This window comes from Streptomyces sp. NPDC090994 (assembly GCF_044768905.1).
In the GTDB taxonomy this organism is placed as follows: Bacteria; Actinomycetota; Actinomycetes; order Streptomycetales; family Streptomycetaceae; genus Streptomyces.
In genome coordinates this window covers 325,328-349,593 of sequence record NZ_JBIVWS010000005.1, presented here as the reverse complement: position 1 = coordinate 349,593, position 24,266 = coordinate 325,328, and the positions used below count along the sequence as shown (strand labels likewise).

The 24,266-nt window shown below is 71.0% G+C and carries 27 protein-coding genes, 1 tRNA gene and 1 riboswitch; of the genes, 20 read left to right on the top strand and 8 right to left on the bottom strand.

Annotated elements, in window-relative coordinates; genetic code table 11:
* The first annotated feature begins 20 nt into the window (after positions 1–20).
* From ACIQR3_RS14475 to ACIQR3_RS14465, 3 genes are all read left to right on the top strand, one after another.
* A complete protein-coding gene (locus ACIQR3_RS14475) occupies positions 21–1,430 on the top strand; it encodes an FAD-binding oxidoreductase (RefSeq protein ID WP_403538277.1) in 1,410 nt (469 codons plus the stop codon).
* Positions 1,431–1,585: 155 nt separating this feature from the next.
* Positions 1,586–3,154, top strand: coding sequence for an RDD family protein (locus tag ACIQR3_RS14470; protein ID WP_403538276.1), 1,569 nt, complete (start codon positions 1,586–1,588; stop codon positions 3,152–3,154).
* A gap of 89 nt (positions 3,155–3,243) precedes the next feature.
* A complete protein-coding gene (locus tag ACIQR3_RS14465) occupies positions 3,244–3,993 on the top strand; it encodes an RDD family protein (RefSeq protein WP_403538274.1) in 750 nt (249 codons plus the stop codon).
* A gap of 69 nt (positions 3,994–4,062) precedes the next feature.
* On the opposite strand, the gene ACIQR3_RS14460 is transcribed toward ACIQR3_RS14465, so the two are convergent.
* Positions 4,063–4,350, bottom strand: a complete 288-nt coding sequence (locus ACIQR3_RS14460) for a hypothetical protein (protein ID WP_403538272.1) — start codon at positions 4,348–4,350, stop codon at positions 4,063–4,065.
* 388 nt (positions 4,351–4,738) lie between these two features.
* Between ACIQR3_RS14460 and ACIQR3_RS14455 the strand changes: the two genes are divergently transcribed.
* Positions 4,739–7,084 (top strand): immune inhibitor A domain-containing protein, encoded by a 2,346-nt coding sequence (locus ACIQR3_RS14455; protein ID WP_403538270.1) that lies wholly within the window; start codon positions 4,739–4,741, stop codon positions 7,082–7,084.
* A 122-nt stretch (positions 7,085–7,206) separates the two neighbouring features.
* On the top strand, positions 7,207–7,533 hold the full coding sequence (locus tag ACIQR3_RS14450; RefSeq protein WP_403538269.1) for a hypothetical protein: 327 nt from the start codon (positions 7,207–7,209) through the stop codon (positions 7,531–7,533).
* A gap of 4 nt (positions 7,534–7,537) precedes the next feature.
* Here ACIQR3_RS14450 and ACIQR3_RS14445 read toward each other — a convergent pair whose 3' ends face one another.
* Together ACIQR3_RS14445 and ACIQR3_RS14440 are read right to left on the bottom strand one after the other, a co-directional pair.
* The gene (locus ACIQR3_RS14445) at positions 7,538–8,125 is read right to left on the bottom strand and encodes an isochorismatase family protein (protein ID WP_403538268.1); all 588 of its coding nucleotides are present in this window, start codon (positions 8,123–8,125) and stop codon (positions 7,538–7,540) included.
* A 79-nt stretch (positions 8,126–8,204) separates the two neighbouring features.
* Entirely contained in the window at positions 8,205–9,551 is a 1,347-nt protein-coding gene (locus ACIQR3_RS14440) for a nicotinate phosphoribosyltransferase (RefSeq protein WP_403538266.1), read from the bottom strand.
* Between the two features lie 96 nt (positions 9,552–9,647).
* Between ACIQR3_RS14440 and clpS the strand changes: the two genes are divergently transcribed.
* From clpS to ACIQR3_RS14405, 7 genes are all read left to right on the top strand, one after another.
* Positions 9,648–9,956 (top strand): ATP-dependent Clp protease adapter ClpS, encoded by a 309-nt coding sequence (gene clpS, locus ACIQR3_RS14435; RefSeq protein WP_403538264.1) that lies wholly within the window; start codon positions 9,648–9,650, stop codon positions 9,954–9,956.
* Positions 9,957–10,074: 118 nt separating this feature from the next.
* Entirely contained in the window at positions 10,075–10,683 is a 609-nt protein-coding gene (locus ACIQR3_RS14430; protein WP_403538262.1) for a DUF2017 domain-containing protein, read from the top strand.
* Positions 10,684–11,010: 327 nt separating this feature from the next.
* Positions 11,011–12,462: an amino acid permease gene (locus ACIQR3_RS14425; RefSeq protein WP_403538261.1), complete on the top strand. Its 1,452-nt coding sequence runs from the start codon at positions 11,011–11,013 to the stop codon at positions 12,460–12,462.
* A gap of 95 nt (positions 12,463–12,557) precedes the next feature.
* Positions 12,558–12,980, top strand: coding sequence for a Mov34/MPN/PAD-1 family protein (locus ACIQR3_RS14420; RefSeq protein WP_403538259.1), 423 nt, complete (start codon positions 12,558–12,560; stop codon positions 12,978–12,980).
* A gap of 99 nt (positions 12,981–13,079) precedes the next feature.
* Positions 13,080–13,175, top strand: coding sequence for a putative leader peptide (locus ACIQR3_RS14415; RefSeq protein WP_374198371.1), 96 nt, complete (start codon positions 13,080–13,082; stop codon positions 13,173–13,175).
* A gap of 89 nt (positions 13,176–13,264) precedes the next feature.
* Complete coding sequence (locus ACIQR3_RS14410) at positions 13,265–13,543, top strand: MoaD/ThiS family protein (protein WP_215166482.1); 279 nt, start codon at positions 13,265–13,267, stop codon at positions 13,541–13,543.
* A 5-nt stretch (positions 13,544–13,548) separates the two neighbouring features.
* Positions 13,549–14,499: a PLP-dependent cysteine synthase family protein gene (locus tag ACIQR3_RS14405; RefSeq protein ID WP_403538258.1), complete on the top strand. Its 951-nt coding sequence runs from the start codon at positions 13,549–13,551 to the stop codon at positions 14,497–14,499.
* Positions 14,500–14,503: 4 nt separating this feature from the next.
* On the opposite strand, the gene ACIQR3_RS14400 is transcribed toward ACIQR3_RS14405, so the two are convergent.
* Entirely contained in the window at positions 14,504–14,920 is a 417-nt protein-coding gene (locus ACIQR3_RS14400) for a type II toxin-antitoxin system PemK/MazF family toxin (RefSeq protein WP_403538256.1), read from the bottom strand.
* Between the two features lie 206 nt (positions 14,921–15,126).
* On the opposite strand from ACIQR3_RS14400, the gene ACIQR3_RS14395 reads away from it, so the two are divergent.
* The gene (locus ACIQR3_RS14395) at positions 15,127–15,879 is read left to right on the top strand and encodes an MBL fold metallo-hydrolase (protein ID WP_403538254.1); all 753 of its coding nucleotides are present in this window, start codon (positions 15,127–15,129) and stop codon (positions 15,877–15,879) included.
* Positions 15,880–15,944: 65 nt separating this feature from the next.
* Here ACIQR3_RS14395 and ACIQR3_RS14390 read toward each other — a convergent pair whose 3' ends face one another.
* Entirely contained in the window at positions 15,945–17,195 is a 1,251-nt protein-coding gene (locus ACIQR3_RS14390; RefSeq protein WP_215166486.1) for a PTS transporter subunit EIIC, read from the bottom strand.
* A gap of 219 nt (positions 17,196–17,414) precedes the next feature.
* Between ACIQR3_RS14390 and ACIQR3_RS14385 the strand changes: the two genes are divergently transcribed.
* The 4 genes from ACIQR3_RS14385 to rdgB all read left to right on the top strand — a co-directional run bounded on the left by ACIQR3_RS14385 (position 17,415) and on the right by rdgB (position 19,685).
* The gene (locus tag ACIQR3_RS14385; protein WP_215166487.1) at positions 17,415–17,648 is read left to right on the top strand and encodes a glucose PTS transporter subunit EIIB; all 234 of its coding nucleotides are present in this window, start codon (positions 17,415–17,417) and stop codon (positions 17,646–17,648) included.
* A 76-nt stretch (positions 17,649–17,724) separates the two neighbouring features.
* On the top strand, positions 17,725–18,462 hold the full coding sequence (rph, locus tag ACIQR3_RS14380; RefSeq protein ID WP_215166488.1) for a ribonuclease PH: 738 nt from the start codon (positions 17,725–17,727) through the stop codon (positions 18,460–18,462).
* Between the two features lie 159 nt (positions 18,463–18,621).
* Positions 18,622–19,029 carry a hypothetical protein gene (locus tag ACIQR3_RS14375; RefSeq protein ID WP_403538252.1) on the top strand — a complete coding sequence of 136 codons (408 nt, stop codon included), beginning with the start codon at positions 18,622–18,624 and terminating at the stop codon, positions 19,027–19,029.
* Between the two features lie 53 nt (positions 19,030–19,082).
* Positions 19,083–19,685 (top strand): RdgB/HAM1 family non-canonical purine NTP pyrophosphatase, encoded by a 603-nt coding sequence (gene rdgB, locus ACIQR3_RS14370; protein WP_403538250.1) that lies wholly within the window; start codon positions 19,083–19,085, stop codon positions 19,683–19,685.
* A gap of 53 nt (positions 19,686–19,738) precedes the next feature.
* Here the strand turns inward: rdgB and ACIQR3_RS14365 are convergent.
* Positions 19,739–19,822, bottom strand: a tRNA-Leu gene (locus ACIQR3_RS14365).
* A 104-nt stretch (positions 19,823–19,926) separates the two neighbouring features.
* The gene (gene bcp / locus ACIQR3_RS14360) at positions 19,927–20,394 is read right to left on the bottom strand and encodes a thioredoxin-dependent thiol peroxidase (RefSeq protein WP_403538248.1); all 468 of its coding nucleotides are present in this window, start codon (positions 20,392–20,394) and stop codon (positions 19,927–19,929) included.
* A gap of 99 nt (positions 20,395–20,493) precedes the next feature.
* Between bcp and ACIQR3_RS14355 the strand changes: the two genes are divergently transcribed.
* From ACIQR3_RS14355 to ACIQR3_RS14345, 3 genes are all read left to right on the top strand, one after another.
* Positions 20,494–20,823: a DUF3618 domain-containing protein gene (locus ACIQR3_RS14355; protein WP_215166494.1), complete on the top strand. Its 330-nt coding sequence runs from the start codon at positions 20,494–20,496 to the stop codon at positions 20,821–20,823.
* A gap of 24 nt (positions 20,824–20,847) precedes the next feature.
* The gene (locus ACIQR3_RS14350; RefSeq protein WP_215166495.1) at positions 20,848–21,204 is read left to right on the top strand and encodes a co-chaperone GroES; all 357 of its coding nucleotides are present in this window, start codon (positions 20,848–20,850) and stop codon (positions 21,202–21,204) included.
* A 73-nt stretch (positions 21,205–21,277) separates the two neighbouring features.
* A riboswitch (guanidine-III (ykkC-III) riboswitch) is annotated at positions 21,278–21,343 on the top strand.
* 30 nt (positions 21,344–21,373) lie between these two features.
* The gene (locus ACIQR3_RS14345) at positions 21,374–21,694 is read left to right on the top strand and encodes a multidrug efflux SMR transporter (protein ID WP_109498544.1); all 321 of its coding nucleotides are present in this window, start codon (positions 21,374–21,376) and stop codon (positions 21,692–21,694) included.
* Positions 21,695–21,720: 26 nt separating this feature from the next.
* Here ACIQR3_RS14345 and ACIQR3_RS14340 read toward each other — a convergent pair whose 3' ends face one another.
* Complete coding sequence (locus ACIQR3_RS14340; protein ID WP_403538246.1) at positions 21,721–24,108, bottom strand: transglycosylase domain-containing protein; 2,388 nt, start codon at positions 24,106–24,108, stop codon at positions 21,721–21,723.
* Positions 24,109–24,266: the final 158 nt, after the last annotated feature.

Here is a 24,266-nt window from a genome sequence, read left to right as displayed (position 1 = left end):
CCGGTGCCACCCTGAGGATCATGAGCCGTATCGAAGCGCCTCGCGACGAAGACACCGCGACGACCGGCGACCTCCTCGACCGGCTGCTCGGCGGGCTGCCCGCCGACGCCGTCCTCGCCGACCCCGACGTCACGGCCTCCTACGCCCACGACATGGCGAGCTTCTGCCCGGCCGGGACCCCCGCCGCCGTCGTCCTGCCGCGCACCGTCGAAGAGGTCCAGCACGTCATGCGGGTCGCCACCGAGCTGCGCGTCCCCGTCGTCCCGCAGGGCGCCCGCACCGGCCTGTCCGGCGGCGCCAACGCCCATGACGGCTGGATCGTGCTCTCCCTGACCAAGATGGACCGCGTCCTGGAGATCAACCCGGTCGACCGGATCGCCGTCGTCGAACCCGGCGTCGTCAACGCCACGCTCTCCCGCGCCGTCGAGGAGCACGGCCTCGCCTACCCGCCCGACCCCTCCAGCTGGGAGACGTGCACCATCGGCGGCAACATCGGCACCGCCTCCGGCGGCCTGTGCTGCGTCAAGTACGGGGTGACCGCCGAGTACGTCCTCGGCCTCGACGTCGTCCTCGCCGACGGCCGCCTGCTGAGGACCGGCCGCCGCACCGCCAAGGGCGTCGCCGGGTACGACCTCACCCGCCTCTTCGTCGGCTCCGAGGGCTCCCTCGGCATCGTCGTCCGCGCCGTCCTCGCCCTGCGCCCCAAGCCGCCCGCGCAGCTCGTGCTGGCCGCCGAGTTCGCCTCGGCGGGCGCCGCCTGCGACGCCGTGTGCCGGATCATGGAGGGCGGGCACGTCCCCTCCCTCCTCGAACTGATGGACCGTACGACCGTCAAGGCCGTCAACGACCTGGCCCGCATGGGACTGCCGGAGACCACCGAGGCCCTCCTTCTTGCCGCCTTCGACACCCCCGACGCGGCCGGCGACCTCGCCGCCGTCGGCGCGCTGTGCGAGGCGGCCGGGGCCACCCAGGTGGTCCCCGCCGACGACGCCGCCGAGTCGGAACTGCTGCTCCAGGCGCGGCGGCTGTCGCTCACCGCCCTCGAAGCGGTCAAGGGCACCACGATGATCGACGACGTGTGCGTGCCCCGCTCCCGGCTCGGCGACCTCCTCGACGGCGTCGAGCGGATCGCCGGGAAGCACCGCCTGACCATCGGCGTCTGCGCCCACGCCGGCGACGGCAACACCCACCCCACGGTCTGCTTCGACGCCGCCGACCCCGACGAGTCCCGCCGCGCCCGCGCGTCCTTCGACGAGATCATGGCCCTCGGCCTGGAACTCGGCGGCACCATCACCGGCGAACACGGCGTCGGCGTCCTGAAGAAGGAGTGGCTCGCCCGCGAACTCGGCCCGGTGGGGCTGGAGATGCAGCGCGCGGTCAAGCAGACCTTCGACCCGCTGGGCATCCTCAACCCCGGCAAGCTCTTCTGACGAGATCACCGGGGAAATCCTCGGAAGTGTGTGAAGCCTCTGCGTGAGGTCGCCCGGAAAGGGGCGGGAAGGGCGGGACCGGCGGTGCGGGATGCGCCGGTCTGATAGATGTGGACCCCTCCATACCACCACCGAGCAGATACGGGACGACGGACATGAGCGCCCCAACCCCGGCCCCGGGCGACGACAAGCCCCGCGAAGGGTATTACCCGGACCCGTCCATTCCTGGATATGTCCGGTACTGGAACGGTGCCTCCTGGGTGCCGGGCACCAGCCGCCCGGCGCCCGAGGACGGCGAACCGCTCGCCCCGCCGCCCGGCGTGCGGCCCGCCGGCCCCTCGGTGGAGGAGACCGGCCCGCACTTCTTCGACGAGGACCCGGCCGACGAGCCCGCCCCGGTGGCCTCCGCACGGGCGGACCAGCACGGCAGCCGCCCCGAGCCCGCCTCGGCCTGGGGCGCCGACCCCGCCCGCCAGGCGGGCCTCGGCCCCGGCACCGGCCAGGAGCAGCAGCCCGCCTGGCCGTCCCCGCAGGGGGCCGACCCGAGGGTGCCCCGGCCGTCGGCCCCCGTCGACGGTCCGGGCCGGGAGGGTACGGCGTCGGCCGGCGGGCCCGAGGAGGAGTCCGACGGCACGGTCCTGTTCCGGCGCCCCGGCGCCGCCGCCGGACGGCAGTCGGCGCCCGCGCGGGGACCGGCCGCCGCCCCCGGGGGTGACGACGACCCGGGCACGATGAAGTTCCGGGCGGTCTCCCCGGGCGGCCCCCGGCGCCCGGACCCGACCCGGGCCCCGGCCCCGGCCGCCCCCCGCGACCTCCCCGGCGCGGGCGCCCCCGCCGCGCACCAGGGCCCCGCCGCCCAGCCGGCCCCGGCGCCCCACCAGCCCCTCCCCGCCCAGCAGGGCCCCGCCCACCACCAGCCCCCGGCGGCTCCGTCCGGCCCCCAGCTGACCCCGGGCACCGTCCCGGCCCAGTCCCCGGCTCCGGCACCCGCCGCACCCGCCCCCGCCCCGGCGCCCACGCCCGCCCCGCAGGCCCCGCAGGCTCCCCACGCCCCTCTGACCCCTCAGGCCCCTCTGACCTCCCAGGCTCCCCTGACCTCCGGCCCCGGCGGCGGACAGTCCTCCTGGGCCCAGCAGGTGCACCAACTCGCCGGAGCCGGGGCCGGGGGCGAGGAGCAGCCCGTGGCGCCCTGGCGGCCGCCCGCCGAGGACATCTTCCAGGCCGCCGCCCGCCGCCAGGCCGCCGCCCGCCCCGCCGGGCTCGGCAAGCGACTGGCCGCCCGGCTGCTGGACACCGTCGTGCTGGCCGCCGTCACCGCCGCACCCGGCGTACCGCTCGGCATGAAGGCCGCCGACCACATCAACGGCAAGATCGACGAGGCGAGGCTCTCCGGCGAGACCGTCACCGTGTGGCTGCTGGACGGCACGACCTCCGTGTACCTCGGGATCGTCCTCGCCGTCCTCCTCCTCTTCGGCGTCCTCTACGAGGCGCTGCCCACCGCCAAGTGGGGCCGCACGCTGGGCAAGAAGCTGTTCGGCCTGGAGGTGCGGGACATCGAGGCGCACGAGCCGCCGTCGTTCGGCGCGGCCCTGCGCCGCTGGCTCGTCTACAGCGTGCCGGGCCTGCTGGCCATCGGGGTCGTCGGCGTCCTGTGGTGTCTGTTCGACCGGCCGTGGCACCAGTGCTGGCACGACAAGGCCGCGCGTACGTTCGTCGCGGGCTGACCTCCTGCGGCGAACGGCGTAAGAAATTCCGTAGCCCGGACGGCCGCTCGCCGGATGCGCCGCCCGGGGGTTCGCGGTCCACTCGGGCCATGAGCAGTGAACCGCCTCCCGGCCCCGGCCGGCAGCCGCCGGAAGACGACCCGTTCAGGAAGCAGCCCCCGCCGTCCGGAACCGGTCCGGGCGCGGGCGGCACGGGCTCCCCGTACGACAACCCGCCTCCGCCCGGCGGCGGGCAGCCCCCTCCGCCCGGCGGCGGGCAGCCCCCGCCCTACGGCGGCGGCCAGCCTCCTCCCTACGGCGGTGGCGGCGGCCCTTACGGCGGGGGCCCTTACGGCGGCGGCCCCTACGGCGGTGACCCCTACGGCGGCGGCCCCGCCGACCCGCTCGCCGGGATGCCGCCGCTCGCCGACAGCGGCAAGCGCGTCCTCGCCCGCATCATCGACATGATCCTCGTCGGCCTCGTGGTCTGGCTGCTCACCTGGGCCTTCGACGTGCAGAACTACGACGTGGACAGCGACCAGGTCGGGGTCGGCAACTCCATCTGGCAGTCGGTGATCGCCGCCGTGCTCTACGTCGCCTACGACACCTTCCTGATCGGCGCGACGGGCCAGACGCTCGGCAAGAAGTGGCTCGGCCTGCGGGTCGCGAACCTGGACAACGGGTCCACGCCCTCGACGCAGACCTCGCTGATCCGCGCGGCGGTGCTGTGGGTCCCGTTCGCGTTCTGCTGCGCCTGCGTGTGGACGATCATCTGCGGCGGCTGGAGCTTTTTCGACCGGCCCTACAAGCAGGGCCTGCACGACAAGGCGGCCAAGACGGTGGTGGTGAGCGCCCGCTGAGCACCCGTGACATGTCTGTGGGGCGGCCTCCAGGGGCCGCCCCACAGACATGTCACGCGATCGTGTGCCTCAGGCCGCGCGCTGGCCCACCGCCTCGCCGGCGGCGCGGGACGCCACGGGCACCGGTGCCGCGTCGGCGGCGGCGCCGGTCGTGGCGGCCGGCCGGTGGACGGCGACCGTACGCGGCTCGGGCGTCGGTACGGTCATCGCCACCAGCAGTCCCAGGGCGAGCGCCACGACGGCGACGACGGCGATCCACCCGGCGGAGGTCGTCTGCGACAGCAGCAGCATGGCGAACGTCGAGAGGATCACGGTGAGGGAACCGTAGGCGAACTGTGCGACAGTCGGACGGGGCATGGCCATCGTGTCCTCGAAAAGGGGTGATCTCGGGGGTGAGACGGGCGGTCGGCCTGGCTTTCCGCCGACTCCCAAGCGTTCCGCCAAACGACTCTAATCGGTCGCATGCCCGAGGGGAACGAACGGTAAGCGTGACCTGACCTACGGTGCGCAGCACGGGGGGCGCACGGTGTCATGACGTCCACCAAGTGGACAGTCATACGCGCCTGTCAGGTTTCCCCGCCATTTCCCCCACGTGTCCGTTAACCGGATCACGCATCCGCATAACGCTCTTGATCTGTCCAAGTCAAGGTCTGTCTTTTCTTCTGAATCTCCAGTCAAATGTCGTCACTTGACTACACGCGTTGAACACGCGTGCACCGCACGCGGACGCGGGGGAGGATCTCAAGTGACCAGCAGACCCTGGACGTTCCGGGTGGCCGCGACAGCCGTAGCGCTCGCCGCCGCCACCGCCACCGCCACGTTCTCCACCGCCGCGGCGGCCGAGGAGGCGCCGTCCGCCCGGCCCGCCGCCGTCGACCGGCACGACCCGCAGCCCACGAAGCAGCGGGAGCACGACCTCGACGGCCCGCTCAGCAAGACCCAGGAGGCGCAGCGCCAAGAGGCCCTGAACCGGCTGATATCCGGCGACGCCACCGCCAAGGACCGCGACGGTTCCAAGGTCGTCGCCCTCAAGGGCAAGAAGGGCGACACCAAGTACGTGGAACTGGGCCGGGAGAAGACCGACAAGATCTTCACCATCCTGGTCGAGTTCGGTGATCAGATCGACAGCCGCTACGGCGGCACCCCCGGCCCGCTGCACAACCAGATCGCCGAGCCGGACCGCTCCGTCGACAACAGCACCGACTGGCTGGCGGATTACGACCAGCAGCACTACGAGGACCTCTACTTCGGCACCGGCGAGGACACCGACTCGCTGAAGAAGTACTACGAGAAGCAGTCCTCGGGCCGCTACTCGGTCGACGGCGAGGTCACCGACTGGGTCAAGGTCCCCTACAACGAGGCCCGTTACGGCTCCAACGACTGCGACACCTGCGCCTGGAACGCGGTCCAGGACGGCGTCACCGCCTGGGTCGCCGACCAGGAGGCCGCGGGCCGCTCGCTCGCCGAGATCAAGGCGGACCTCTCCGAGTACGACCTCTGGGACCGCTACGACTACGACGGCGACGGCGACTTCAACGAACCCGACGGCTACATCGACCACTTCCAGCTGGTGCACGCCGGCGAGGACGAGTCGGCCGGCGGCGGCGCGCAGGGCGAGGACGCGATCTGGGCGCACCGCTGGTACGCCTTCGGCACCGACGCCGGCTCCACCGGCCCCGACGACAACAAGCTCGGCGGCACCGAGATCGGCGACACCGGTCTGTGGGTCGGTGACTACACCATCCAGCCGGAGAACGGCGGCCTCGGCGTCTTCGCCCACGAGTACGGCCACGACCTCGGACTGCCCGACGAGTACGACACGGCCGGCGGCGAGAACTCCACCGGGTTCTGGACGCTGATGTCCTCCGGTTCCTGGCTCGGCCGGGGCGAGGACGCCATCGGTGACCTGCCCGGCGACATGAACGCCTGGGACAAGCTCCAGCTCGGCTGGCTCGACTACACCACCGCCGAGGCGGGGAAGAAGTCCCGGCACAAGCTGGGCGTCGCCGAGTACAACACCAGGAACGACCAGGCGCTGATCGTCACCCTCCCCGACAAGACCGTCACCACCGAGGTCGTCGAGCCCGCCCAGGGCGCGAGCCAGTGGTGGAGCGGCAGCGGCGACGACCTGCGCAACACCCTCGCCCGCACCGTCGACCTCACCGGCAAGTCCTCCGCCGCACTCACCCTCGACGGCTGGTGGGACATCGAGTCCGGCTACGACTACCTCTACACCGAGGTCTCCACCGACGCCGGCGCCACCTGGACGCCCCTGGACGGCACCGCCGACGGCCAGGCGATCCCGCGCGACGGCAGCGACAAGCCGGCCCTCACCGGCTCGGTCGACGCCCACCAGGAGCTGGCGTACCCGCTGGACGCCTACGCCGGCCAGAAGATCGACGTCCGCTTCCGCTACCAGACCGACGGCGGCGTGGCGCAGAAGGGCTTCACGGCCGACGAGATCACGGTCACGGCCGACGGCACCGCGCTGTTCAGCGACGACGCCGAGTCCGCGGACGCGGCCTGGACGGCCACCGGCTTCTCCCGCGTCGGCGCGTCCTTCACCAAGGACTACGCGCAGTACTACATCGCGGAGAACCGCCAGTACGTCTCCTACGACACGACGTTGAAGACGGGCCCGTACAACTTCGGCTTCTCGACGACCCGTCCGGACTGGGTGGAGCACTTCCCGTACCAGAACGGCCTGTTGATCTGGAAGTGGGACACCTCCCAGGCGGACGACAACACCAGCGTCCACCCGGGCACCGGCCTCATCCTCCCCGTCGACGCGCACCCGACGGCCCTGAAGTGGTCCGACGGCACGCTGATGCGCAACAGGTTCCAGGCGTACGACTCGCCCTTCAGCACCTACCGCACCGACGCCCTCACCCTGCACAAGGCGGACGTCGTCACCCGCGTCCCGTCCGCCAAGGGGGTGCCGGTCTTCGACGATCACGCCAGCGACTACTACGACGAGTCGAACCCGACCGGCGGCGTCCGGGTCACTGACACCAACACCAAGATCAAGATCACCAAGGAGGCCCGCGACGGCTCCACGATCGAGCTGGAAGTCGGCCCCGCGGTGAAATAATCCGCATCAGCGCAGGTCAGAGCATGATCGGCGGCGACCCTCTGGCGGGTCGCCGCCGATCCGTGTTTAGGTGCGTGGTGTGGTTCTCTTATTGACACCGGCTGGCACGGGGGTATGACCGCATGGCCACAGGAGGTTTCTCCAAGCTGCCCAACGGCACCGTGGTGGTGGCGCTCGACCTGCCGAGCCCCGCCGTCCGCGTCCTCGTCCACGCCGGCAACCGGGCGCGCGCCCTGACCAGGCTGCGCAACCTCGGCCTGCGCGCCGTCTACCTGCGGGGCAACGCCGCCCCGCCGACCCCCGACGAGATCACCGCCGTACTGCACCACCCGGACGGCCTGGTGTGGCGCACGGCCCCGGCCGAGACCGCCGCCCCCGGCCCCGAGCCGGTCCAGGAGCTGTGGCACCCGATCCGGGCGCTGCTCAGACCCTCGACCGCCCCGATGTGACGGCTCACTGCACGACGGGCTTCCCGGACAGCTCCACGCCCGCCTCCCGCAGCTCCTCCAGCGCCCGCTCGGTGGTCGCGGCGGCCACCCCGGCGGTCAGGTCGAGCAGCACCTGCGTACGGAAGCCCTCCCGTACGGCGTCCAGCGCGGTGGCCCGCACGCAGTGGTCGGTGGCGATGCCGACCACGTCGACCTCGTCGATCTCCCGCTCCCGCAGCCAGTCCCCGAGCCGTACGCCGTTCTCGTCGGCGCCCTCGAAGCCGCTGTAGGCCGCCGCGTACGCTCCCTTGCTGAAGACGGCGTCGACCGCGCCGGAGGCGACGGCGGGGGCGAAGTTCGGGTGGAAGCCGACGCCCTCCGTCCCGGCGACGCAGTGCGGGGGCCAGGTGTGCCGGTAGTCGGGCTGGTCGGCGAAGTGGTTGCCGGGCGCGATGTGGTGGTCCCGGGTGGCCACCACATGGCGGTACCCGGCCGGCGCCTGCCCGATCAGCTCGGTGACGGCGGCGGCCACGTCGGCGCCCCCGGCGACGGCGAGGCTGCCCCCCTCACAGAAGTCGTTCTGCACGTCTACGACGATCAAGGCGCGGCGCATGGTCGGTGTCCTTCGGCTGTCGGAACGGCGATGACTGAGGTGGGCGGAGATCCGCCGGAGGTGTCGCTGCGCACTCGCTTTAGCTACCCGAGCCCTCGGCGGCGTACTCCGTCGGAATCACGGGTTCCCCTCGGGAGAGCTGGGTGGCGGACAGCGGCAGGGCGGCGCGGGCCGCCGCGTGCCGGTCCCGGGCCACGTCCAGCGGCTCGCGGGCGACCACCGCACCGCCCTTGACCAGCTCGACCAGGAGCTGCCGGCCGGCCAGCGCGGCGGGCACCGGCCCGGTGCCGACCACCTCCGCCTCGGCGTACCCGTCCGCGTCCAGCCGTCGCGCGGCCCACTTGCGTCCCCCCATGGAGGTCTTGCCGCCGCTGGACTTCTTCGCCACCGGCACCAGCGGCGCCTTCGGGTCGTCGGACTCCGCGCGGGCGACCAGCTTGTAGACCATGGACGCGGTCGGGTGCCCGGAGCCGGTCACCAGCTGGGTGCCGACCCCGTAGGCGTCCACGGGCGCCGCCGCCAGCGAGGCGATGGCGTACTCGTCCAGGTCGGAGGTGACCACGATCTTCGTGTCCCGGGCGCCCAGCTCGTCGAGCTGCTGCCGCACCCGGTGCGCGACCAGCAGCAGGTCGCCGGAGTCGATCCGCACCGCGCCCAGCTCCGGACCGGCCACCTCCACCGCCGTACGGACCGCCTCGGTCACGTCGTACGTGTCCACCAGCAGGGTCGTGCCCGAGCCGAGGGAGTCGACCTGGGCGCGGAAGGCGTCCCGCTCGCGGTCGTGCAGCAGCGTGAAGGCGTGCGCGGAGGTGCCGACGGTCGGGATGCCGTAGCGGAAACCGGCGGCCAGGTCGGAGGTGGTGGCGAAACCGCCGACGTAGGCGGCGCGGGCGGCGGCCACGGCGGCCAGCTCGTGGGTGCGCCGGGCGCCCATCTCGATCAGCGGACGCTCCCCGGCCGCGGAGGCCATCCGGGAGGCCGCGGCGGCGATCGCCGAGTCGTGGTTGAGGATGGACAGGATCACGGTCTCCAGCAGCACGCACTCGGCGAAGCTGCCCTCCACCCGCATGACCGGCGAGCCCGGGAAGTACACCTCGCCCTCCGGGTAGCCCCAGATGTCGCCGCTGAAGCGGTAGTCCGCCAGCCAGGCCAGGGTCGGCTCGTCGACGATCTCCCGTTCCCGCAGGAAGTCGAGGACGCCGGTGTCGAAGCGGAAGTTCTCGACGGCGTCGAGGACCCGCCCGGTGCCGGCCACCACGCCGTACCGCCGTCCGTCGGGCAGCCGCCGGGTGAAGACCTCGAACACGCTGCGGCGCCCGGCCGTGCCCGCCGCCAGGGCGGCCCGCAGCATCGTCAGCTCGTACTGGTCCGTGAAGAGCGCCGTCGAGGGAACGTCGACCGGCAGCCCGAGGTCCGCTGTGTTCATGGCGGAATCGTACCCCCATTTCGTCAGTCTGACGATTTTGATCCGCGCCACAGGCCCGTTTGTGCGACCGCCCCCCTGCGGTGGCAGCATGGTGATGTGACGTCACCCGCTCCCGTAGAGATCGAACGCACCGACCCGGCCGAAGAAGCCTTCGCCGTGCCCGAGCCGGACGTCCCCTGGGTCACCATCGTCCACAACGACCCGGTCAACCTCATGAGCTATGTGACCTACGTCTTCCAGACGTACTTCGGCTACTCCAAGGACAAGGCCACCAAGCTCATGCTCGACGTCCACCACAAGGGCCGGGCGGTCGTCTCCAGCGGCAGCCGCGAGGAGATGGAACGCGATGTGCAGGCCATGCACGGCTACGGCCTGTGGGCCACCCTCCAGCAGGACCGGAAGTAGCGGGGCGGACCGCACAGTGGGCAGGACCGCACAGTGGGCAGGACCGCAAGCAGCCAGGGCCGCAAGCAGCCGGCAGGACCGCGAGCAGCCAGGACCGGGAAGTAGCTGACACCCCTTCATGCCAGGACAATTCGAACCGCTCCCCGGCGGCGGCGCGGCCGTCGCCCTCGACGACGTCGAGATCTCCATCATCCGGTCGCTGGCCGTGCAGCTCCTGGAGCTGATCGGCCCCGGACCCGGCGGGGAGGCCTCCGAGGACCCGCTCGCCGAGCTCTTCGCCGAGGGCCCCAGCGAGCCGCCCGCCGACCCGGTGCTCAGGCGTCTGTTCCCGGACGCCTACATCGACCCCGAGGGCACCCCGCAGGCCGCCGAGGCCGAGGAGCAGCGGGCGCACTCCGCCGAGTTCCGCCGGTTCACCGAGAACGACCTCAGGGCCGGCAAGCGGGAGAACGCGCTGGCGGTGGTCGGCTCCCTGGACGCCCTCGCCGCGGCCTCCGCCGGGGAGGGCGGCGCGGTGCTGAAGCTGTCGCCGGACGAGTCCCGGCAGTGGCTGAGCTGTCTGAACGACCTGCGCCTGGCCATCGGCTCCCGGCTGGACATCGCCGACGAGGACGACACCGACCTGCTCTACCGCCTCCCGGACGAGGACCCGCGCAAGCCGATGGTGATGGCGTACCTGTGGCTGGGCGGGCTCCAGGAGACGCTGGTCGCCACGCTCATGCCCTGAACCCGTTCAGCGGGACCTCGCCTCCGGATAACGATCCCGTCACCTTGGCGCCCTGCTGTGCACCCTTCGGTGCCCTTTTCCCACCATCTGTCCGTGGCGTGTGTCACAGCGCGGCCCTGTGTCCCACGAGGCAGTCGTGGTAAATCTTCACGATCGCCCGGCCGACACCACCCGAATGTCGACCGGGTGCGCCACCGAGCCGGCGGACCGCCGGCCAGGCACGAGCGGGACGTCAGGCCCGCTCAGCTCCAGTATCCGGGGGGATCGAGATCCGATCCGCGGCCACCGAGAAGGCCCGGGTCGGTTGTGGAGAAAGGCGCACCACACATGACCTCAGCGAAGGTCGACACGGACAAGGGTCCTGACCAGGCCCCCGAGGAGGGCTACGAGCGCGGGCTCGGCAGCCGCCAGGTCCAGATGATCGCGATCGGCGGCGCCATCGGCGTCGGCCTGTTCCTGGGCGCCGGGGCCAACATCGCCAAGGCCGGCCCCAGCCTCATCGTCATGTACGCCCTCGCGGGCCTGATCATCTTCTTCATCATGCGGGCCCTGGGCGAGCTGCTGCTCTACCGCCCGGTCTCCGGCTCCTTCGCCGAGTACTCGCGTGAGTTCCTCGGCCCCTTCTTCGGCTACTTCACCGGCTGGACGTACTGGCTGATGTGGGTGGTCACCGGCATGGCGGAGCTGACCGCCGCCGCGATCTACATCAACTACTGGTTCCCCGGGATCCCCCAGTGGGTGACGGCCCTGGTCTTCCTGATCGTGCTGTTCGTCGCCAACCTGATCTCCGTCAAGCTCTTCGGCGAGATCGAGTTCTGGTTCTCGATGGTCAAGGTCACCGCCATCATCGGCATGATCGTCATCGGCCTCGGCGTGCTCACCTTCGGCTTCAGCCAGGCCGGCGACACCGCCGCCGTCTCCAACCTGTGGGCCTTCGACGGCTTCTTCCCCAAGGGCGTCGGCTCCTCCCTGATGACCCTCCAGGGCGTGATGTTCGCCTACCTCGCCGTCGAACTGGTCGGCGTCACCGCCGGCGAGTCCGAGAACCCGGAGAAGACCCTCCCCAAGGCGATCAACACCCTGCCCTGGCGCATCGCCCTGTTCTACGTCGGCGCCCTCACCGTCATCCTCTGCGTGGTGAAGTGGACCGAGTTCGCCGGGGGAGCGAGCCCCTTCGTCAAGGCGTTCGCGGTCATCGGCATCCCGGCCGGCGCCGGCATCGTCAACTTCGTCGTCCTCACCGCCGCCCTGTCCTCCTGCAACTCCGGCATGTACTCCACCGGCCGGATGCTGCGCACCCTCGCGGACAACGGCGAGGCCCCCGGCTTCTTCAGCCGCCTCTCGGCGACGAAGACCCCGGCCCTCGGCATCGGGGTCTCGGTGGTCTTCATGGGCATCGGCGTGGTCCTGAACTACATCGTCCCCGAAAAGGCGTTCGGCTACGTCACCTCGGTCGCCACCGCCGCCGGCATCTGGACCTGGCTGATGATCCTGATCAGCCACGTCCTCTACCGCCGCCAGGTCGTCGCGGGCCGCCTGCCCGCCTCCTCCTTCCCGGCGCCCGGCGGCTCGGTCTGCTCCTACATCGCCATCGCCTTCCTGCTCTTCGTCACCGGCCTGATCGCCTACGACGCCGACGCCCGCGTCTGCCTGTACGTGATGGCCGGCTGGGCCGTCGCCCTCGGCATCGGCTGGGCGGTGCTCAAGAGCCGCAACTCCGAGGTCACCCAGCGGGGCGGCGAGCGCGGCGGAGAGCCGGAGTTCGAGAAGATCGGCTGACCCCGTCCGCCTGCCGATACGGCCGCTGTCCGGCATATGGGCCGTCCCGTACCACCCACCGGTACGGGACGGCCCCTCTGCTTATCCTGCTTCTCATGCTGACCATCACCCAGACGCTGTACGACCAGATCGTGGCCCACTCCCGCGCGGACCACCCCGACGAGGCGTGCGGTGTGATCGCGGGCCCCGTCGGCGCAGGCCGCCCCGAGCGCTTCATCCCCATGCTGAACGCCGCCCGCTCGCCCACCTTCTACGAGTTCGACTCCCAGGACCTGCTCAAGCTCTACCGCGAGATGGACGACCGCGACGAGGAACCGGTGGTCATCTACCACTCCCACACGGCCACCGAGGCCTACCCCTCGCGCACCGACATCTCCTACGCCAACGAGCCCGGCGCCCACTACGTCCTGGTCTCCACCGCCGACACCGACGGCGCCGGCGACTTCCAGTTCCGCTCCTTCCGCATCGTGGAGGGCGAGGTCACGGAGGAGGAAGTGAAGGTCGTCGAGGCGTACTGATCTGGGTGGATTCCCGGGCTTCTCGCACTGCGGATGAACATCGTCCGAAGGATGAGATCACATTCCAGAACCCGGACCGGGAATCGATACGATGACCGCATGGTTTCCCACGACGTGAGCACGAAGACGCCGGGCACGCTGCTCGTGGCGCGGCTGCACGTCGACCTGTGCAGGCTCGCCAGCGCCATCTGTTGACCCCGCCCTGCCGCCGTACGGCCGTGAGCCGCGGCGTGCTGACGCGCGCCCTCCGAAACCCACGACACTTCCGACAGGAGCCCTGAGCCATGGCCATCGAGGTCCGCATCCCCACCATCCTCCGCACCTACACCGACGGTCAGAAGGCGGTGGAGGGCACCGGAGCAACCCTCGCCGACCTGTTCGCCGACCTCGACACCCGCCACCAGGGCATCCAGGCCCGCATCGTCGACGACGGCAAGCTGCGCCGCTTCGTCAACGTCTACCTCAACGACGAGGACGTCCGCTTCCTCGACGGCATCGACACCAAGCTCACCGACGGCGACAACGTCACGATCCTGCCGGCCGTCGCCGGCGGTATGGCCTGATATCCATGCGCTACGACTCCCCGCTGGCCGCGGTGGGCAACACCCCCCTGGTGCGCCTGCCGCGGCTGTCGCCCTCCGCCGACGTCTCGATCTGGGCCAAGCTGGAGGACCGCAACCCCACCGGCTCGGTCAAGGACCGCCCCGCGCTGCACATGATCGAGCAGGCGGAGAAGGACGGCCGGCTCACCCCCGGCTGCACCATCCTGGAGCCGACCAGCGGCAACACCGGCATCTCGCTCGCCATGGCCGCCAAGCTCAAGGGCTACCGCATGGTCTGCGTCATGCCCGAGAACACCTCCCAGGAACGCCGCGACCTGCTCGGCATGTGGGGCGCCGAGATCATCTCCTCCCCGGCCGCCGGCGGCTCCAACACCGCCGTACGCGTCGCCAAGGAACTGGCCGCCGAGCACCCCGACTGGGTCATGCTCTACCAGTACGGCAACCCCGACAACGCCGGCGCCCACTACGCGACGACCGGCCCGGAGATCCTCACCGACCTCCCGTCGATCACGCACTTCGTCGCCGGCCTGGGAACCACGGGCACGCTGATGGGCGTCGGCCGCTACCTGCGCGAACACAAGCCCGACGTCAAGATCGTCGCCGCCGAGCCCCGCTACGACGACCTCGTCTACGGCCTGCGCAACCTCGACGAGGGCTTCGTCCCCGAGCTGTACGACGCCTCCGTCCTCACCACCCGCTACTCCGTCGGCTCCGCCGACGCCGTCACCCGCACCCGCGAACTCCTCGCCCAGGAGGGCATCTTCGCGGGCGTCTCCACCGGCGCCGCCCTGCACGCCGCGATCGGCGTCGCCACCAAGGCCCGCAACGCCGGCGAGAGCGCCGACGTCGTCTTCGTCGTCGCCGACGGCGGCTGGAAGTACCTCTCCACCGGCGTCTACACCGCGGCCACCACCGAGGAGGCCATCGAGACCCTCCACGGCCAGCTCTGGGCCTGACCCGCTACGACGAGAGGTGACGGACCTGGTCCCACAGGGCCGGGTCCACCACCCCCACCCGCCGCCGGAAGTCCCCCACCCGGACCTTCCGCAGCTCACCGGTGTCCAGGAAGCTCGCCCGCCCCCGCGCGTCCCCCACCGACCCCGGCGGCAGCGCGATCACCCCGTCCCGCCCCTCCCGGTACCGCGTGGTGATCTTCGCGACGACCGCCCGCCGCCCCCGCACCGACAGCACCAGGCACGGCCGGTCCTTCCCGCCCCCGCGCTCCTCGTAGGGCACGGTCGCCCACCAGATCTCCGCCGGCCGCGGCCGCACCCGCACCCCCGGCGGCCGGTGCCCCCGGCCCCAGCCGTCCACGAGCGCCGCGACCAGCCCCAGCAGGGCCACCGCCGCGATCACCAGCCACCAGGACGCGTTCATACCCGCCGACGTTACCGGCGCGCGCGGCATATGCGCGCCCCCTCGACGGTCCCGACCGCCCCCTCTTCCAGCCGAACCGGTGACACCGCAGGTGAGTTCGCCCACAACGGCCCCTGGCGGAGGAGCGACCCCCGGTTTTGCGCCTTACGCTCGGTGAACCGCACGACCCCCGTCTCTCCACACCCGCCAGCGGAGGTTTCTGCTCCATGAAGCTCACCGTCGTCGGCTGCTCGGGGTCGTTCCCGTCCGCGGAATCGGCCTGCTCGAGCTACCTCGTCGAGGCCGACGGCTTCCGGCTGCTCCTCGACATGGGCAACGGCGCCCTGGGCGAGCTGCAGCGCCACTGCGGTCTCTACGACCTCGACGCGATCTTCCTCAGCCATCTGCACGCCGACCACTGCATCGACATGTGCGCCTACTTCGTGGCGCGCTACTACCGGTACGACGGCGGCCGCTGCGCCCCCCTGCCGGTCTACGGCCCCGAGGGCACCGAGCACCGGCTCACCACCGCCTACGCCGACACGCCCTCCGCCTCCTCCATGAGCGAGGTCTTCGACTTCCACACGGTCAAGCCGTCCACCTTCGAGGTCGGACCCTTCACCGTGCACACCGAGCGCGTCGCCCACCCCGTGGAGGCCTACGCCGTCCGCGTCGAGCACGGCGGCCGCTCACTGACGTACTCCGGCGACACGGGCGTCACCCCCGTCCTCGACGAACTCGCCCGGGACACCGACCTGTTCCTGTGCGAGGCCGCCTTCACCCACGGCAAGGAGGACATCCCCGACCTCCACCTCAACGGCCGCCAGGCCGGCGAGAGCGCCGCCCGCGCCGGCGCCCGCCGCCTCGTCCTCACCCACATCCCGCCGTGGACCGACCCCCGCGTCAACCTGGCCGACGCCCGCGCCGTCTACGGCGGCCCGTCGGAAGTGGCGGCGCCGGGGGCGACGTACGAGATCTGACGCCACGCACGAAGGGCCCCCGGAACCAGGACGGTTCCGGGGGCCCTTCGTACGGCGGCAGGCGCCTACGCCTTCGTCAGGTCCTCGACCTCCTCCTCGGGCTCCCGGCCCGGGGTCTTCAGGTCGAACTTGACGATGGCGAAGCGGAACACCACGTAGTAGACGACCGCGAAGACCAGACCGATCGGGATGATCAGCCACGGCTTGGTCGCCAGGTGCCAGTTGAGGGCGTAGTCGATGGCACCGGCCGAGAAGTTGAAGCCGGCGTGCACCCCCAGGCCCCACGTCACCGCCATCGACACCGCCGTGAGCACCGCGTGCAGCACGTACAGCAGCGGCGCGATGAACATGAACGAGAACTCGATCGGCTCGGTCACACCCGTCACGAACGACGTCGCCGCCAGCGAGACCATCATGCCCATCACGGCCTTGCGGCGCTCGGGACGGGCACAGTGCGCGATCGCGATCGCGGCGGCCGGCAGACCGAACATCATGATCGGGAAGAAGCCGGACTGGAAGATGCCGGCGGACGGGTCACCGGCCAGGAAGCGGGTGATGTCGCCGTGCACGATCTCGCCCGAGGCGTTCTCGAAGTCGCCCAGCTGGAACCAGGCCACCGTGTTGACGAACTGGTGCATGCCGATCGGGATCAGCCCGCGGTTCACCGCGCCGAACAGCGCCGCGCCGCCCGCGCCCAGGCCCGTCATCCACTCACCGAAGTTCGAGATGCCCTCGCCGATGGGCTCCCAGACCAGACCGAAGAAGACACCGACCACGATGCCGACGAACGCCATGATGATCGGCACCAGCCGGCGGCCGTTGAAGAAGCCCAGCCAGTCCACCAGCTTCTTGCGGTGGTACCGCTGCCACAGCACCGCCGCCAGCAGACCCATGATGATGCCGCCGAGCACCCCGGGGTCGTTGTACGTCGCGGCGACGTCCTCGCCCTTCTTCACCACCGCCTCGGTGACCGGGAACGCCTGGAGCACCTTGCTGTAGACGAGGAAGCCGACCACCGCGGCCAGCGCTGTCGAACCGTCCGCCTTCTTCGCGAAACCGATCGCCACGCCGATGCAGAACAGGATCGGCAGCGAGCCGGTCAGCGCACTGCCCGCGTTGTTGAAGACCGCTGCGACCTTGTCCCAGCCCAGGCCGTCCTTGCCGAAGATGTCGTCCTGGCCGAGCCGGACCATGATGCCCGCGGCCGGCAGTACGGCGATCGGCAGCTGCAAACTGCGGCCGACCTTCTGCAGGCCCTGGAACAGGCCTGATCCCCGCTTCTTCGCGGGAGCCGCCGAGGCGGTGGCGGTGCTCATCGTGCTTCCTCCAACACAGGTGGTGGTCTACACCACTCAGTGGTGCGGACCTGTTCTAACACGATGAAGGCGACATAAGGAACCCACGATTCCGTCAGTACGGCGGCACCCCGGCGCCGGTCGCCGCGGGAGGGTGGTGTAGACCAGTCGGCGGGCTCGCGCAGACGGGCCGACTGTGGGTTACTGCGACAAAGCGGTTCGGACCAGGGGAGAAGGAACATGGCCACCAAGGCTGAGAAGATCGTCGCCGGACTCGGCGGCATCGACAACATCGACGAGATCGAAGGCTGCATCACCCGCCTCCGCACCGAGGTCCACGACCCCTCCCTCGTCGACGAAGCCGCCCTCAAGGCCGCCGGCGCCCACGGCGTCGTCAAGATGGGCAGCGCCATCCAGGTCGTCATCGGCACGGACGCGGACCCGATCGCCGCCGACATCGAAGACATGATGTAGCCGACACCGCACTCGCGAAGAGGGTCCCTTCCCGCGCCGGAAGGGACCCTCTTCCCGTACGGCTAGGCTCGTCCGCATGTCACGCATCGACGGCCGCACGCCCGAACAGCTCCGCCCGGTCACCATCGAACGCGGCTGGAGCAAGCACGCCGAGGGCTCCGTCCTCGTCTCCTTCGGCGACACCAGAGTCCTCTGCACCGCCTCCGTCACCGAAGGCGTCCCGCGCTGGCGCAAGGGCAGCGGCGAGGGCTGGGTCACCGCCGAGTACGCCATGCTGCCCCGCGCCACCAACACCCGCGGTGACCGCGAGTCCGTCAAGGGCCGCATCGGCGGACGCACCCACGAGATCAGCCGCCTCATCGGCCGCTCCCTGCGCGCCGTCATCGACTTCAAGGCCCTCGGCGAGACGACGATCGTCCTGGACTGCGACGTCCTCCAGGCCGACGGCGGCACCCGCACCGCCGCCATCACCGGCGCCTACGTCGCCCTGGCCGACGCCATCACCTGGGGCCAGGCCAACAAGCTGATCCGCCCCAGCCGCAAGCCGCTCACCGGCACGGTCTCCGCCGTCTCCGTCGGCATCATCGACGGCACCCCCATGCTCGACCTCCGCTACGAGGAGGACGTCCGCGCCGACACCGACATGAACGTCGTCTGCACCGGCGACGGCCGCTTCGTCGAGGTCCAGGGCACCGCCGAGGCCGAGCCCTTCGCCCGCGACGAGCTGAACACCCTCCTCGACCTCGCCACCGCCGGCTGCGCCGAACTCACCGACCTCCAGCGCAAGGCCCTCGACACGGTCCTCGAAAGGTAAAGACGGGGAAAAGAACGGCGGTCCGCGCACGCAACTGGACCGCCCGCCCCCGCGTCCCTACCCATATACGGATGTACGGGCCCCACCGCCCCGCATCCGGCGCACCAGCACCGCACGGAGGGCCGCCCGGCCCTGTCCGCAGGGAAGGACCGTACTCTCATGGCCACGATCCGACGCCGAAGTCGTCGCACCGCCCTCGCCACCGCCGCCGCCGTGGTGGCCGTCGGCCTGACGGCCGGGCTGACCACCGGCTGCGACGCCGTCGACAAGGCACTGGACTGCGTCCAGACCGCCGACGCCATCGCCGACAGCGTCAGTGAGCTCCAGCAGGCCGTCGAGGCCGCGTCGAACGACCCGACGCAGCTGGAGGAGTCCCTGAACAGCATCGACAAGAACCTCGACAAGCTCGGCGACAAGACCGACAACGCCGACGTCAACAAGGCCGTGGACGACCTCGGCAAGGCCGTCGAGAACGTCCGCACCTCCGTGGAGAAGGGCGACGCGACCCCCGACATCAGCCCGGTCACGGACGCGGCGGGCGAACTGACGAAGGTCTGCACCCCGTAGCACGAGGCGAGCGGATGTGAAGGGAGCGGCGGGTCACCGCGATACTGATGCGCATGACCCGCCTGATCCTCGCCACCCGCAACGCCGGAAAGATCACCGAACTCCGCGCCATCCTGGGGGAGGCCGGCCTCCCCCACGAACTGGTCGGCACGGACGCGTACCCCGAGGTCCCGGACGTGAAGGAGACGGGGGTGACCTTCGCGGAGAACGCCCTGCTCAAGGCCCACGCCCTGGCCCGGGCCACCGGCCTGCCCGCCGTCGCCGACGACTCCGGCCTCTGCGTCGACGTCATGAACGGCGCCCCCGGCATCTTCTCCGCCCGCTGGTCCGGCCGCCACGGCGACGACCGGGCCAACCTGGACCTCCTCCTCGCCCAGCTCTCCGACATCGCGGACGAACACCGCGGCGCGTACTTCGCCTGCGCGGCGGCCCTCGCCCTCCCCGACGGCACGGAACGCGTCGTCGAGGGCAAGCTGATGGGCGTCCTGCGCCGCTCCCCGTCCGGCACGGGCGGCTTCGGCTACGACCCGATCCTCCAGCCGGAGGGCGAGACCCGCACCTGCGCGGAACTGACGGCCGCGGAGAAGAACGCGATCAGTCATCGGGGGAAGGCGTTCCGGGGGTTGGTGCCGGTGGTGCGGGAGTTGCTGGGCTGAGCGCCCGACGCAAGGGGCCTGCGCATCGACCTTCGGTGCGCAGGCCACTGTCGTGCGGCGGAAGGGATTCGAACCCTCAAGCCCGATCAAGGGCCACAGATCCTAAGTCTGCTGCGTCGCCATTGCGCCACCGCCGCGAGTGCTTGTCATGGTACCGGGATCGGTGCGTCCCCTTTCCCGCCTCCCCTTGTGGGGAAGGGGCGGTACCGGACTGTTCCGGCGCCGCCCCCACGGGGATGTCTCAGATGCCCAGATCCTTGATGATCTTGGCTACGTGGCCCGTCGCGCGGACGTTGTACAGGGCCCTCTCCACCTTGCCCTCCTCGTCCACCACGATCGTGGAGCGGATGACGCCCAGGTAGGTCTTGCCGTAGTTCTTCTTCTCGCCGAAGGCGCCGTACGCCTCCAGGACGGACTTGTCCGGGTCGGCGAGGAGGGTGACCTTCAGGGATTCCGTGTCGCGGAACCTGGCCAGCTTCTCCGGCTGGTCGGGGGAGATCCCGAGCACGTCGTAGCCGGCGCCGGCCAGCAGGTCGAGGTTGTCCGTGAAGTCGCACGCCTGCTTCGTGCAGCCGGGGGTAAGGGCTGCGGGGTAGAAGTAGACGATGACCTTGCGGCCCTTGTGGTCGGCCAGGGACACCTCGTTGCCGTCGGCGTCCTGGAGGGTGAAGGCGGGGGCCACGTCCCCGGGCTGGAGTCGCTCGCTCATCGGGACAGAGTAACCGGGGGTGCTGACAGTGCGGCGAGCCGCGGAGCTGACAGACTGTCCGGAACAGCACGACATCAGCATCACATCGGAGGCCGTACGGTGGCGGACACGTCGGACACGAGAACCCCGGCGCAGATCGAGGCGGACATCAAGCGCCGCCGCGAGGTGCTGGCCGAGACGCTCGACGAGATCGGGGTGCGGGTGCACCCGAAGACGATCATGGGTGACGCGAAGGCCAAGGTCGCGTCGAACATCGACCACACGCTCGGTCGGGCGTACGTCCAGGTCAACCGCGCCGTGAGCGAGGTGAAGGGACGGTTCGTGAACGAGGACGGTTCGCCCCGGCTGGAGCGGATCGTGCCCGTGGCGCTGGTCGCCGTCGGGGTGGTGGGCCTGGTGGCCCTCGGGACCCGGCGGCGCGGGCGCTGAGGCGGAGCAGGTAGGTTCGGGGCCGTGAGCGTCAAGAGAAACGATCCCAGCACCCAGGACGACAAGCTGCCCATCCGCATGCTGCACGACCGGGTACTCGTGCGGCAGGACACCAGCGAGGGCGAGCGGCGTTCCGGGGGCGGCATCCTGATTCCCGCCACGGCGGCGGTCGGCAAGCGGCTGGCCTGGGCCGAGGTCGTCGCCGTCGGGCAGAACGTCCGGACGGTGGAGCCCGGGGACCGGGTGCTCTACGACCCCGAGGACCGGGCCGAGGTCGAGGTGCGGGGTGTCGGCTACGTGCTGATGCGCGAGCGGGACCTGCACGCCGTCGCGGCGGACCGGTTCGAGGGGTCGGAGGACTCCACCGGGCTGTATCTCTGACCGCGCGCCGAACGCACGGGGCCGAACACACGGGAAAGGGCTGGTGACCATGGTCACCAGCCCTTTCCCGTGTGCTTTGCTACCTTGGGAAGCCACCCGACGAGACGCGCCGTACCGGGTCACGCAAAGACGACGCACCACCGTTCAGTACGTTTTCGGAGGTGCCGTCATGGCCTGGGTTCTGTTGGTCGTCGCCGGTCTGCTGGAGGTCGGCTGGTCGATCGGGATGAAGTACACGGACGGCTTCACCCGTCTCGTCCCGTCCCTGTTCACCGGCGCCGGGATCGTCGCCAGCATGCTGCTGCTGTCCTACGCGGCCCGGTCGCTGCCGATCGGTACGGCCTACGGCGTGTGGGTCGGGATCGGGGCGGCCGGTGCGGCGGTGCTCGGCATGGTGGTGCTGGGTGAGCCGGCGACCGCCGCCCGGATCTTCTTCGTCTGTCTGCTGCTGGTGGCCGTCGTGGGGCTCAAGGCGACCTCCGGGCACTGACCTCACTGACTCACAGAATCACTGACTCACTGGCCAGTGGTGTCGGAGCTGTCGGGGAACGGCCAGTCCGAGTCGTCGTCGCCCCCGGTGCCGTCGTCCGTGCCCTCGCCGCTGCCGGGCGGCGCGTCGTCGCCGGTCCCGGTGTCGCCGCCGGTGCCGTCGTCCCCGCCGGGGTCGGTGCCGGTGCCGGCCGTCTCGCCGCCGGTGCCGTCGTCGCCGGGGGTGGTGCCGGTGTCGCCGGTGCCGGGCGGGGTGGCCTGCTGGGTGGCGCCGGGGGTCCGGCCGCTGCTCCGCGACGCGTCCGGGCTCGCCTCGTCGTCGCCGCTGGGCCCGCCGGTGTCGGTGGAACTGGCCGACGGGCCGGTGGAGGGGGCCTCGCTCTCGGAGGCGCCGCGCTGCAGCCGCAGGTCGAAGCTGCCGACCGGTTCGCCCTTCAGGGCCTGGCGGGTGTACTGGCCCCAGATCTCCGCGGGGGCGCCGCCGCCGTTGATGCGGGCGAGGCCGGTGGCGCCGTAGAGCGGCTTGTGGGCGGCGGTCTCCGGGTCCTGGCCCATGACGGCGACGACGGTGGCCAGTTCCGGGGTGTAGCCGGCGAACCAGGCGGCGGTGTCCTCCTCGGCGGTGCCGGTCTTGCCCGCGGCCGGACGACCCGCGGCCTGCGCGGCGGTGGCGGTGCCCTTCTGGACGACGCTGCGCAGCACGGAGGTGGTGGTGTCGGCGGCCTCGCGGCTGATGACCTGCCGTTCCTTGCGCTCGGGGAGCTTCAGTTCCTGGTCGCCGTCCTTCACGACCTTCTCGACCAGGGTGTACGTGCCGTGCTTGCCGTGGTTGGCGAGGGTGGCGTAGGCCTCGGCCATGTCCAGGACGCTGGCCTGGGCGACGCCGAGCGCGATGGAGGGGCTCTCGACCAGGTCGGGGGTGGCCTCCGGCAGCCCGAGGTCGACGGCGGTCTCCTTGACCTTGTCGGAGCCGACGTCGACGGCCATCTGCGCGTAGACGGCGTTGACCGACTTGTCGGTGGCCTCGCGGACGGTGATCTGCCCGTAGGAGGTCTGGTCCTCGTTCTCGGGGGCGTAGTGGCCGCCGTCCCAGCCCTGGACGGCGCGCTTGTTGGTGCCGTCGTAGACGGTGTTGGGGGTGATGCGGCGGCCGTCCTGGGTCACGGAGGAGTTCTGGACGGCGGAGGCGAGGACGAACGGCTTGAAGGTGGAGCCGACCTGGAAGTCGCGGCGGGTGGCGTTGGGCGTGTACTGCTTGACGTAGTCGATGCCGTTGTACATCGCCACGACCTTGCCGGTCTTCGGGTCGACGGAGGCGCCGCCGGCCCGGACGTACGTGTCGACCTTGCGGTTCTTCTTGTCCAGCTGGGACATCAGCTTGTCGTCGACGGCCTCGACGAAGGCGTCCTGCTTGTCCTTCTCCAGGGTGGTGGTGATGCGGTAGCCGCCCCGGTCGAGGTCTTCCTCGCCGACGATGCCGTGCTCGACGAGGTAGTCCTTGACGATGCCGACGACGTAGCCGCGCTGTCCGGACATGCCGGTGGAGGTGGTCGTCTCCTTCGGCATCGGGAACGTCAGCTCCGCGCGTTCGGCGGCGTCGAGCCAGCCCTGGTCGACCATGCCGTCCAGGACGTAGTTCCAGCGGGCGGTCGCGGCGCCCTTGTTCTCGGGGTGGGCGACGACGTCGTACTGGCTGGGCGCGTTCAGCAGGGAGGCGAGGTAGGCGCCCTGGGCGGCGGTGAGGTCGGTGGCGTCGGTGCCGTAGTAGGCCTGGGCGGCGGCCTGGATGCCGTAGGCGCCGCGGCCGAAGAAGCTGGTGTTGAGGTAGCCCTCCAGGATGTCGTTCTTGCTCTTCTCCCGGTCGAGCTTGATGGAGATGAAGAACTCCTTGGCCTTGCGGGTGACCGTCTGTTCCTGGGCGAGGTAGTAGTTCTTGACGTACTGCTGGGTGATGGTGGAGCCGGACTGCTTGCCCTTGCCGGTGACGGTGTTCCAGCCGGCCCGGATCATGGCCTGGGGGTCGATCGCGGACTCGGTGTAGAAGTCGCGGTCCTCGGCGGCGAGGACGGCGTGCTGGGCGTCCTTCGAGATGGCGTCCAGGCCGACGTTCTCCCGGTTGACCTCGCCGTCGCGGGCCAGGACGGTGCCGTCGGCGTAGAGGTAGACGTTGCTCTGCTGGGTCGCCAGGGCGTTGGCGGAGGGGATCTTGACCAGCGAGTAGCCGAGGAAGAAGCCGCCGACCAGCAGCACGGCGGCGATCAGCACGGTGCCGAGCGTCAGGCGCCAGGTGGGGACGATCCGGCGCCAGCCGGTGCGCTCCGGGCGCTTCGGCTTGCCGCCCGAGGGGGCGGTGGTGTCCTGGCTGCGGGCGGACCGGCCCGGGGCCGGCTGTTTCGGCTGCGGCTCGTCGCTCATGTGTGCGTATGGCTCCTGGGGTGCAGTGCGTGCGGGTGCGGGTGCGGGTGCGGGTGCGGTGCGTCGTACGTCGGGTCCGTACGGCGTCGGCGTGGTGCGCGCGCAGAGGGGACTCCTGTGACCCCTGTGAACAAGACTGTCGCATCCGTCGTTCAGTT

What these genes read in the sequence shown, in the direction of transcription:
- rdgB (WP_403538250.1), top strand. Translation starts at nt 19,083, where the DNA reads ATGACCCGCCTGATCCTCGCCACCCGCAACGCCGGAAAGATCACCGAA.
- ACIQR3_RS14390 (WP_215166486.1), bottom strand. Translation starts at nt 17,195, where the DNA reads ATGAGCACCGCCACCGCCTCGGCGGCTCCCGCGAAGAAGCGGGGATCA.
- ACIQR3_RS14440 (WP_403538266.1), bottom strand. Translation starts at nt 9,551, where the DNA reads ATGAACACAGCGGACCTCGGGCTGCCGGTCGACGTTCCCTCGACGGCG.
- ACIQR3_RS14375 (WP_403538252.1), top strand. Translation starts at nt 18,622, where the DNA reads ATGGCCACGATCCGACGCCGAAGTCGTCGCACCGCCCTCGCCACCGCC.
- ACIQR3_RS14345 (WP_109498544.1), top strand. Translation starts at nt 21,374, where the DNA reads ATGGCCTGGGTTCTGTTGGTCGTCGCCGGTCTGCTGGAGGTCGGCTGG.
- ACIQR3_RS14460 (WP_403538272.1), bottom strand. Translation starts at nt 4,350, where the DNA reads ATGCCCCGTCCGACTGTCGCACAGTTCGCCTACGGTTCCCTCACCGTG.
- ACIQR3_RS14340 (WP_403538246.1), bottom strand. Translation starts at nt 24,108, where the DNA reads ATGAGCGACGAGCCGCAGCCGAAACAGCCGGCCCCGGGCCGGTCCGCC.
- bcp (WP_403538248.1), bottom strand. Translation starts at nt 20,394, where the DNA reads ATGAGCGAGCGACTCCAGCCCGGGGACGTGGCCCCCGCCTTCACCCTC.
- ACIQR3_RS14420 (WP_403538259.1), top strand. Translation starts at nt 12,558, where the DNA reads ATGCTGACCATCACCCAGACGCTGTACGACCAGATCGTGGCCCACTCC.
- ACIQR3_RS14425 (WP_403538261.1), top strand. Translation starts at nt 11,011, where the DNA reads ATGACCTCAGCGAAGGTCGACACGGACAAGGGTCCTGACCAGGCCCCC.
- ACIQR3_RS14395 (WP_403538254.1), top strand. Translation starts at nt 15,127, where the DNA reads ATGAAGCTCACCGTCGTCGGCTGCTCGGGGTCGTTCCCGTCCGCGGAA.
- ACIQR3_RS14430 (WP_403538262.1), top strand. Translation starts at nt 10,075, where the DNA reads ATGCCAGGACAATTCGAACCGCTCCCCGGCGGCGGCGCGGCCGTCGCC.
- ACIQR3_RS14405 (WP_403538258.1), top strand. Translation starts at nt 13,549, where the DNA reads ATGCGCTACGACTCCCCGCTGGCCGCGGTGGGCAACACCCCCCTGGTG.
- ACIQR3_RS14400 (WP_403538256.1), bottom strand. Translation starts at nt 14,920, where the DNA reads ATGAACGCGTCCTGGTGGCTGGTGATCGCGGCGGTGGCCCTGCTGGGG.
- ACIQR3_RS14475 (WP_403538277.1), top strand. Translation starts at nt 21, where the DNA reads ATGAGCCGTATCGAAGCGCCTCGCGACGAAGACACCGCGACGACCGGC.
- ACIQR3_RS14465 (WP_403538274.1), top strand. Translation starts at nt 3,244, where the DNA reads ATGAGCAGTGAACCGCCTCCCGGCCCCGGCCGGCAGCCGCCGGAAGAC.
- ACIQR3_RS14445 (WP_403538268.1), bottom strand. Translation starts at nt 8,125, where the DNA reads ATGCGCCGCGCCTTGATCGTCGTAGACGTGCAGAACGACTTCTGTGAG.
- rph (WP_215166488.1), top strand. Translation starts at nt 17,725, where the DNA reads ATGTCACGCATCGACGGCCGCACGCCCGAACAGCTCCGCCCGGTCACC.
- ACIQR3_RS14450 (WP_403538269.1), top strand. Translation starts at nt 7,207, where the DNA reads ATGGCCACAGGAGGTTTCTCCAAGCTGCCCAACGGCACCGTGGTGGTG.
- ACIQR3_RS14470 (WP_403538276.1), top strand. Translation starts at nt 1,586, where the DNA reads ATGAGCGCCCCAACCCCGGCCCCGGGCGACGACAAGCCCCGCGAAGGG.
- ACIQR3_RS14410 (WP_215166482.1), top strand. Translation starts at nt 13,265, where the DNA reads ATGGCCATCGAGGTCCGCATCCCCACCATCCTCCGCACCTACACCGAC.
- ACIQR3_RS14385 (WP_215166487.1), top strand. Translation starts at nt 17,415, where the DNA reads ATGGCCACCAAGGCTGAGAAGATCGTCGCCGGACTCGGCGGCATCGAC.
- ACIQR3_RS14415 (WP_374198371.1), top strand. Translation starts at nt 13,080, where the DNA reads ATGGTTTCCCACGACGTGAGCACGAAGACGCCGGGCACGCTGCTCGTG.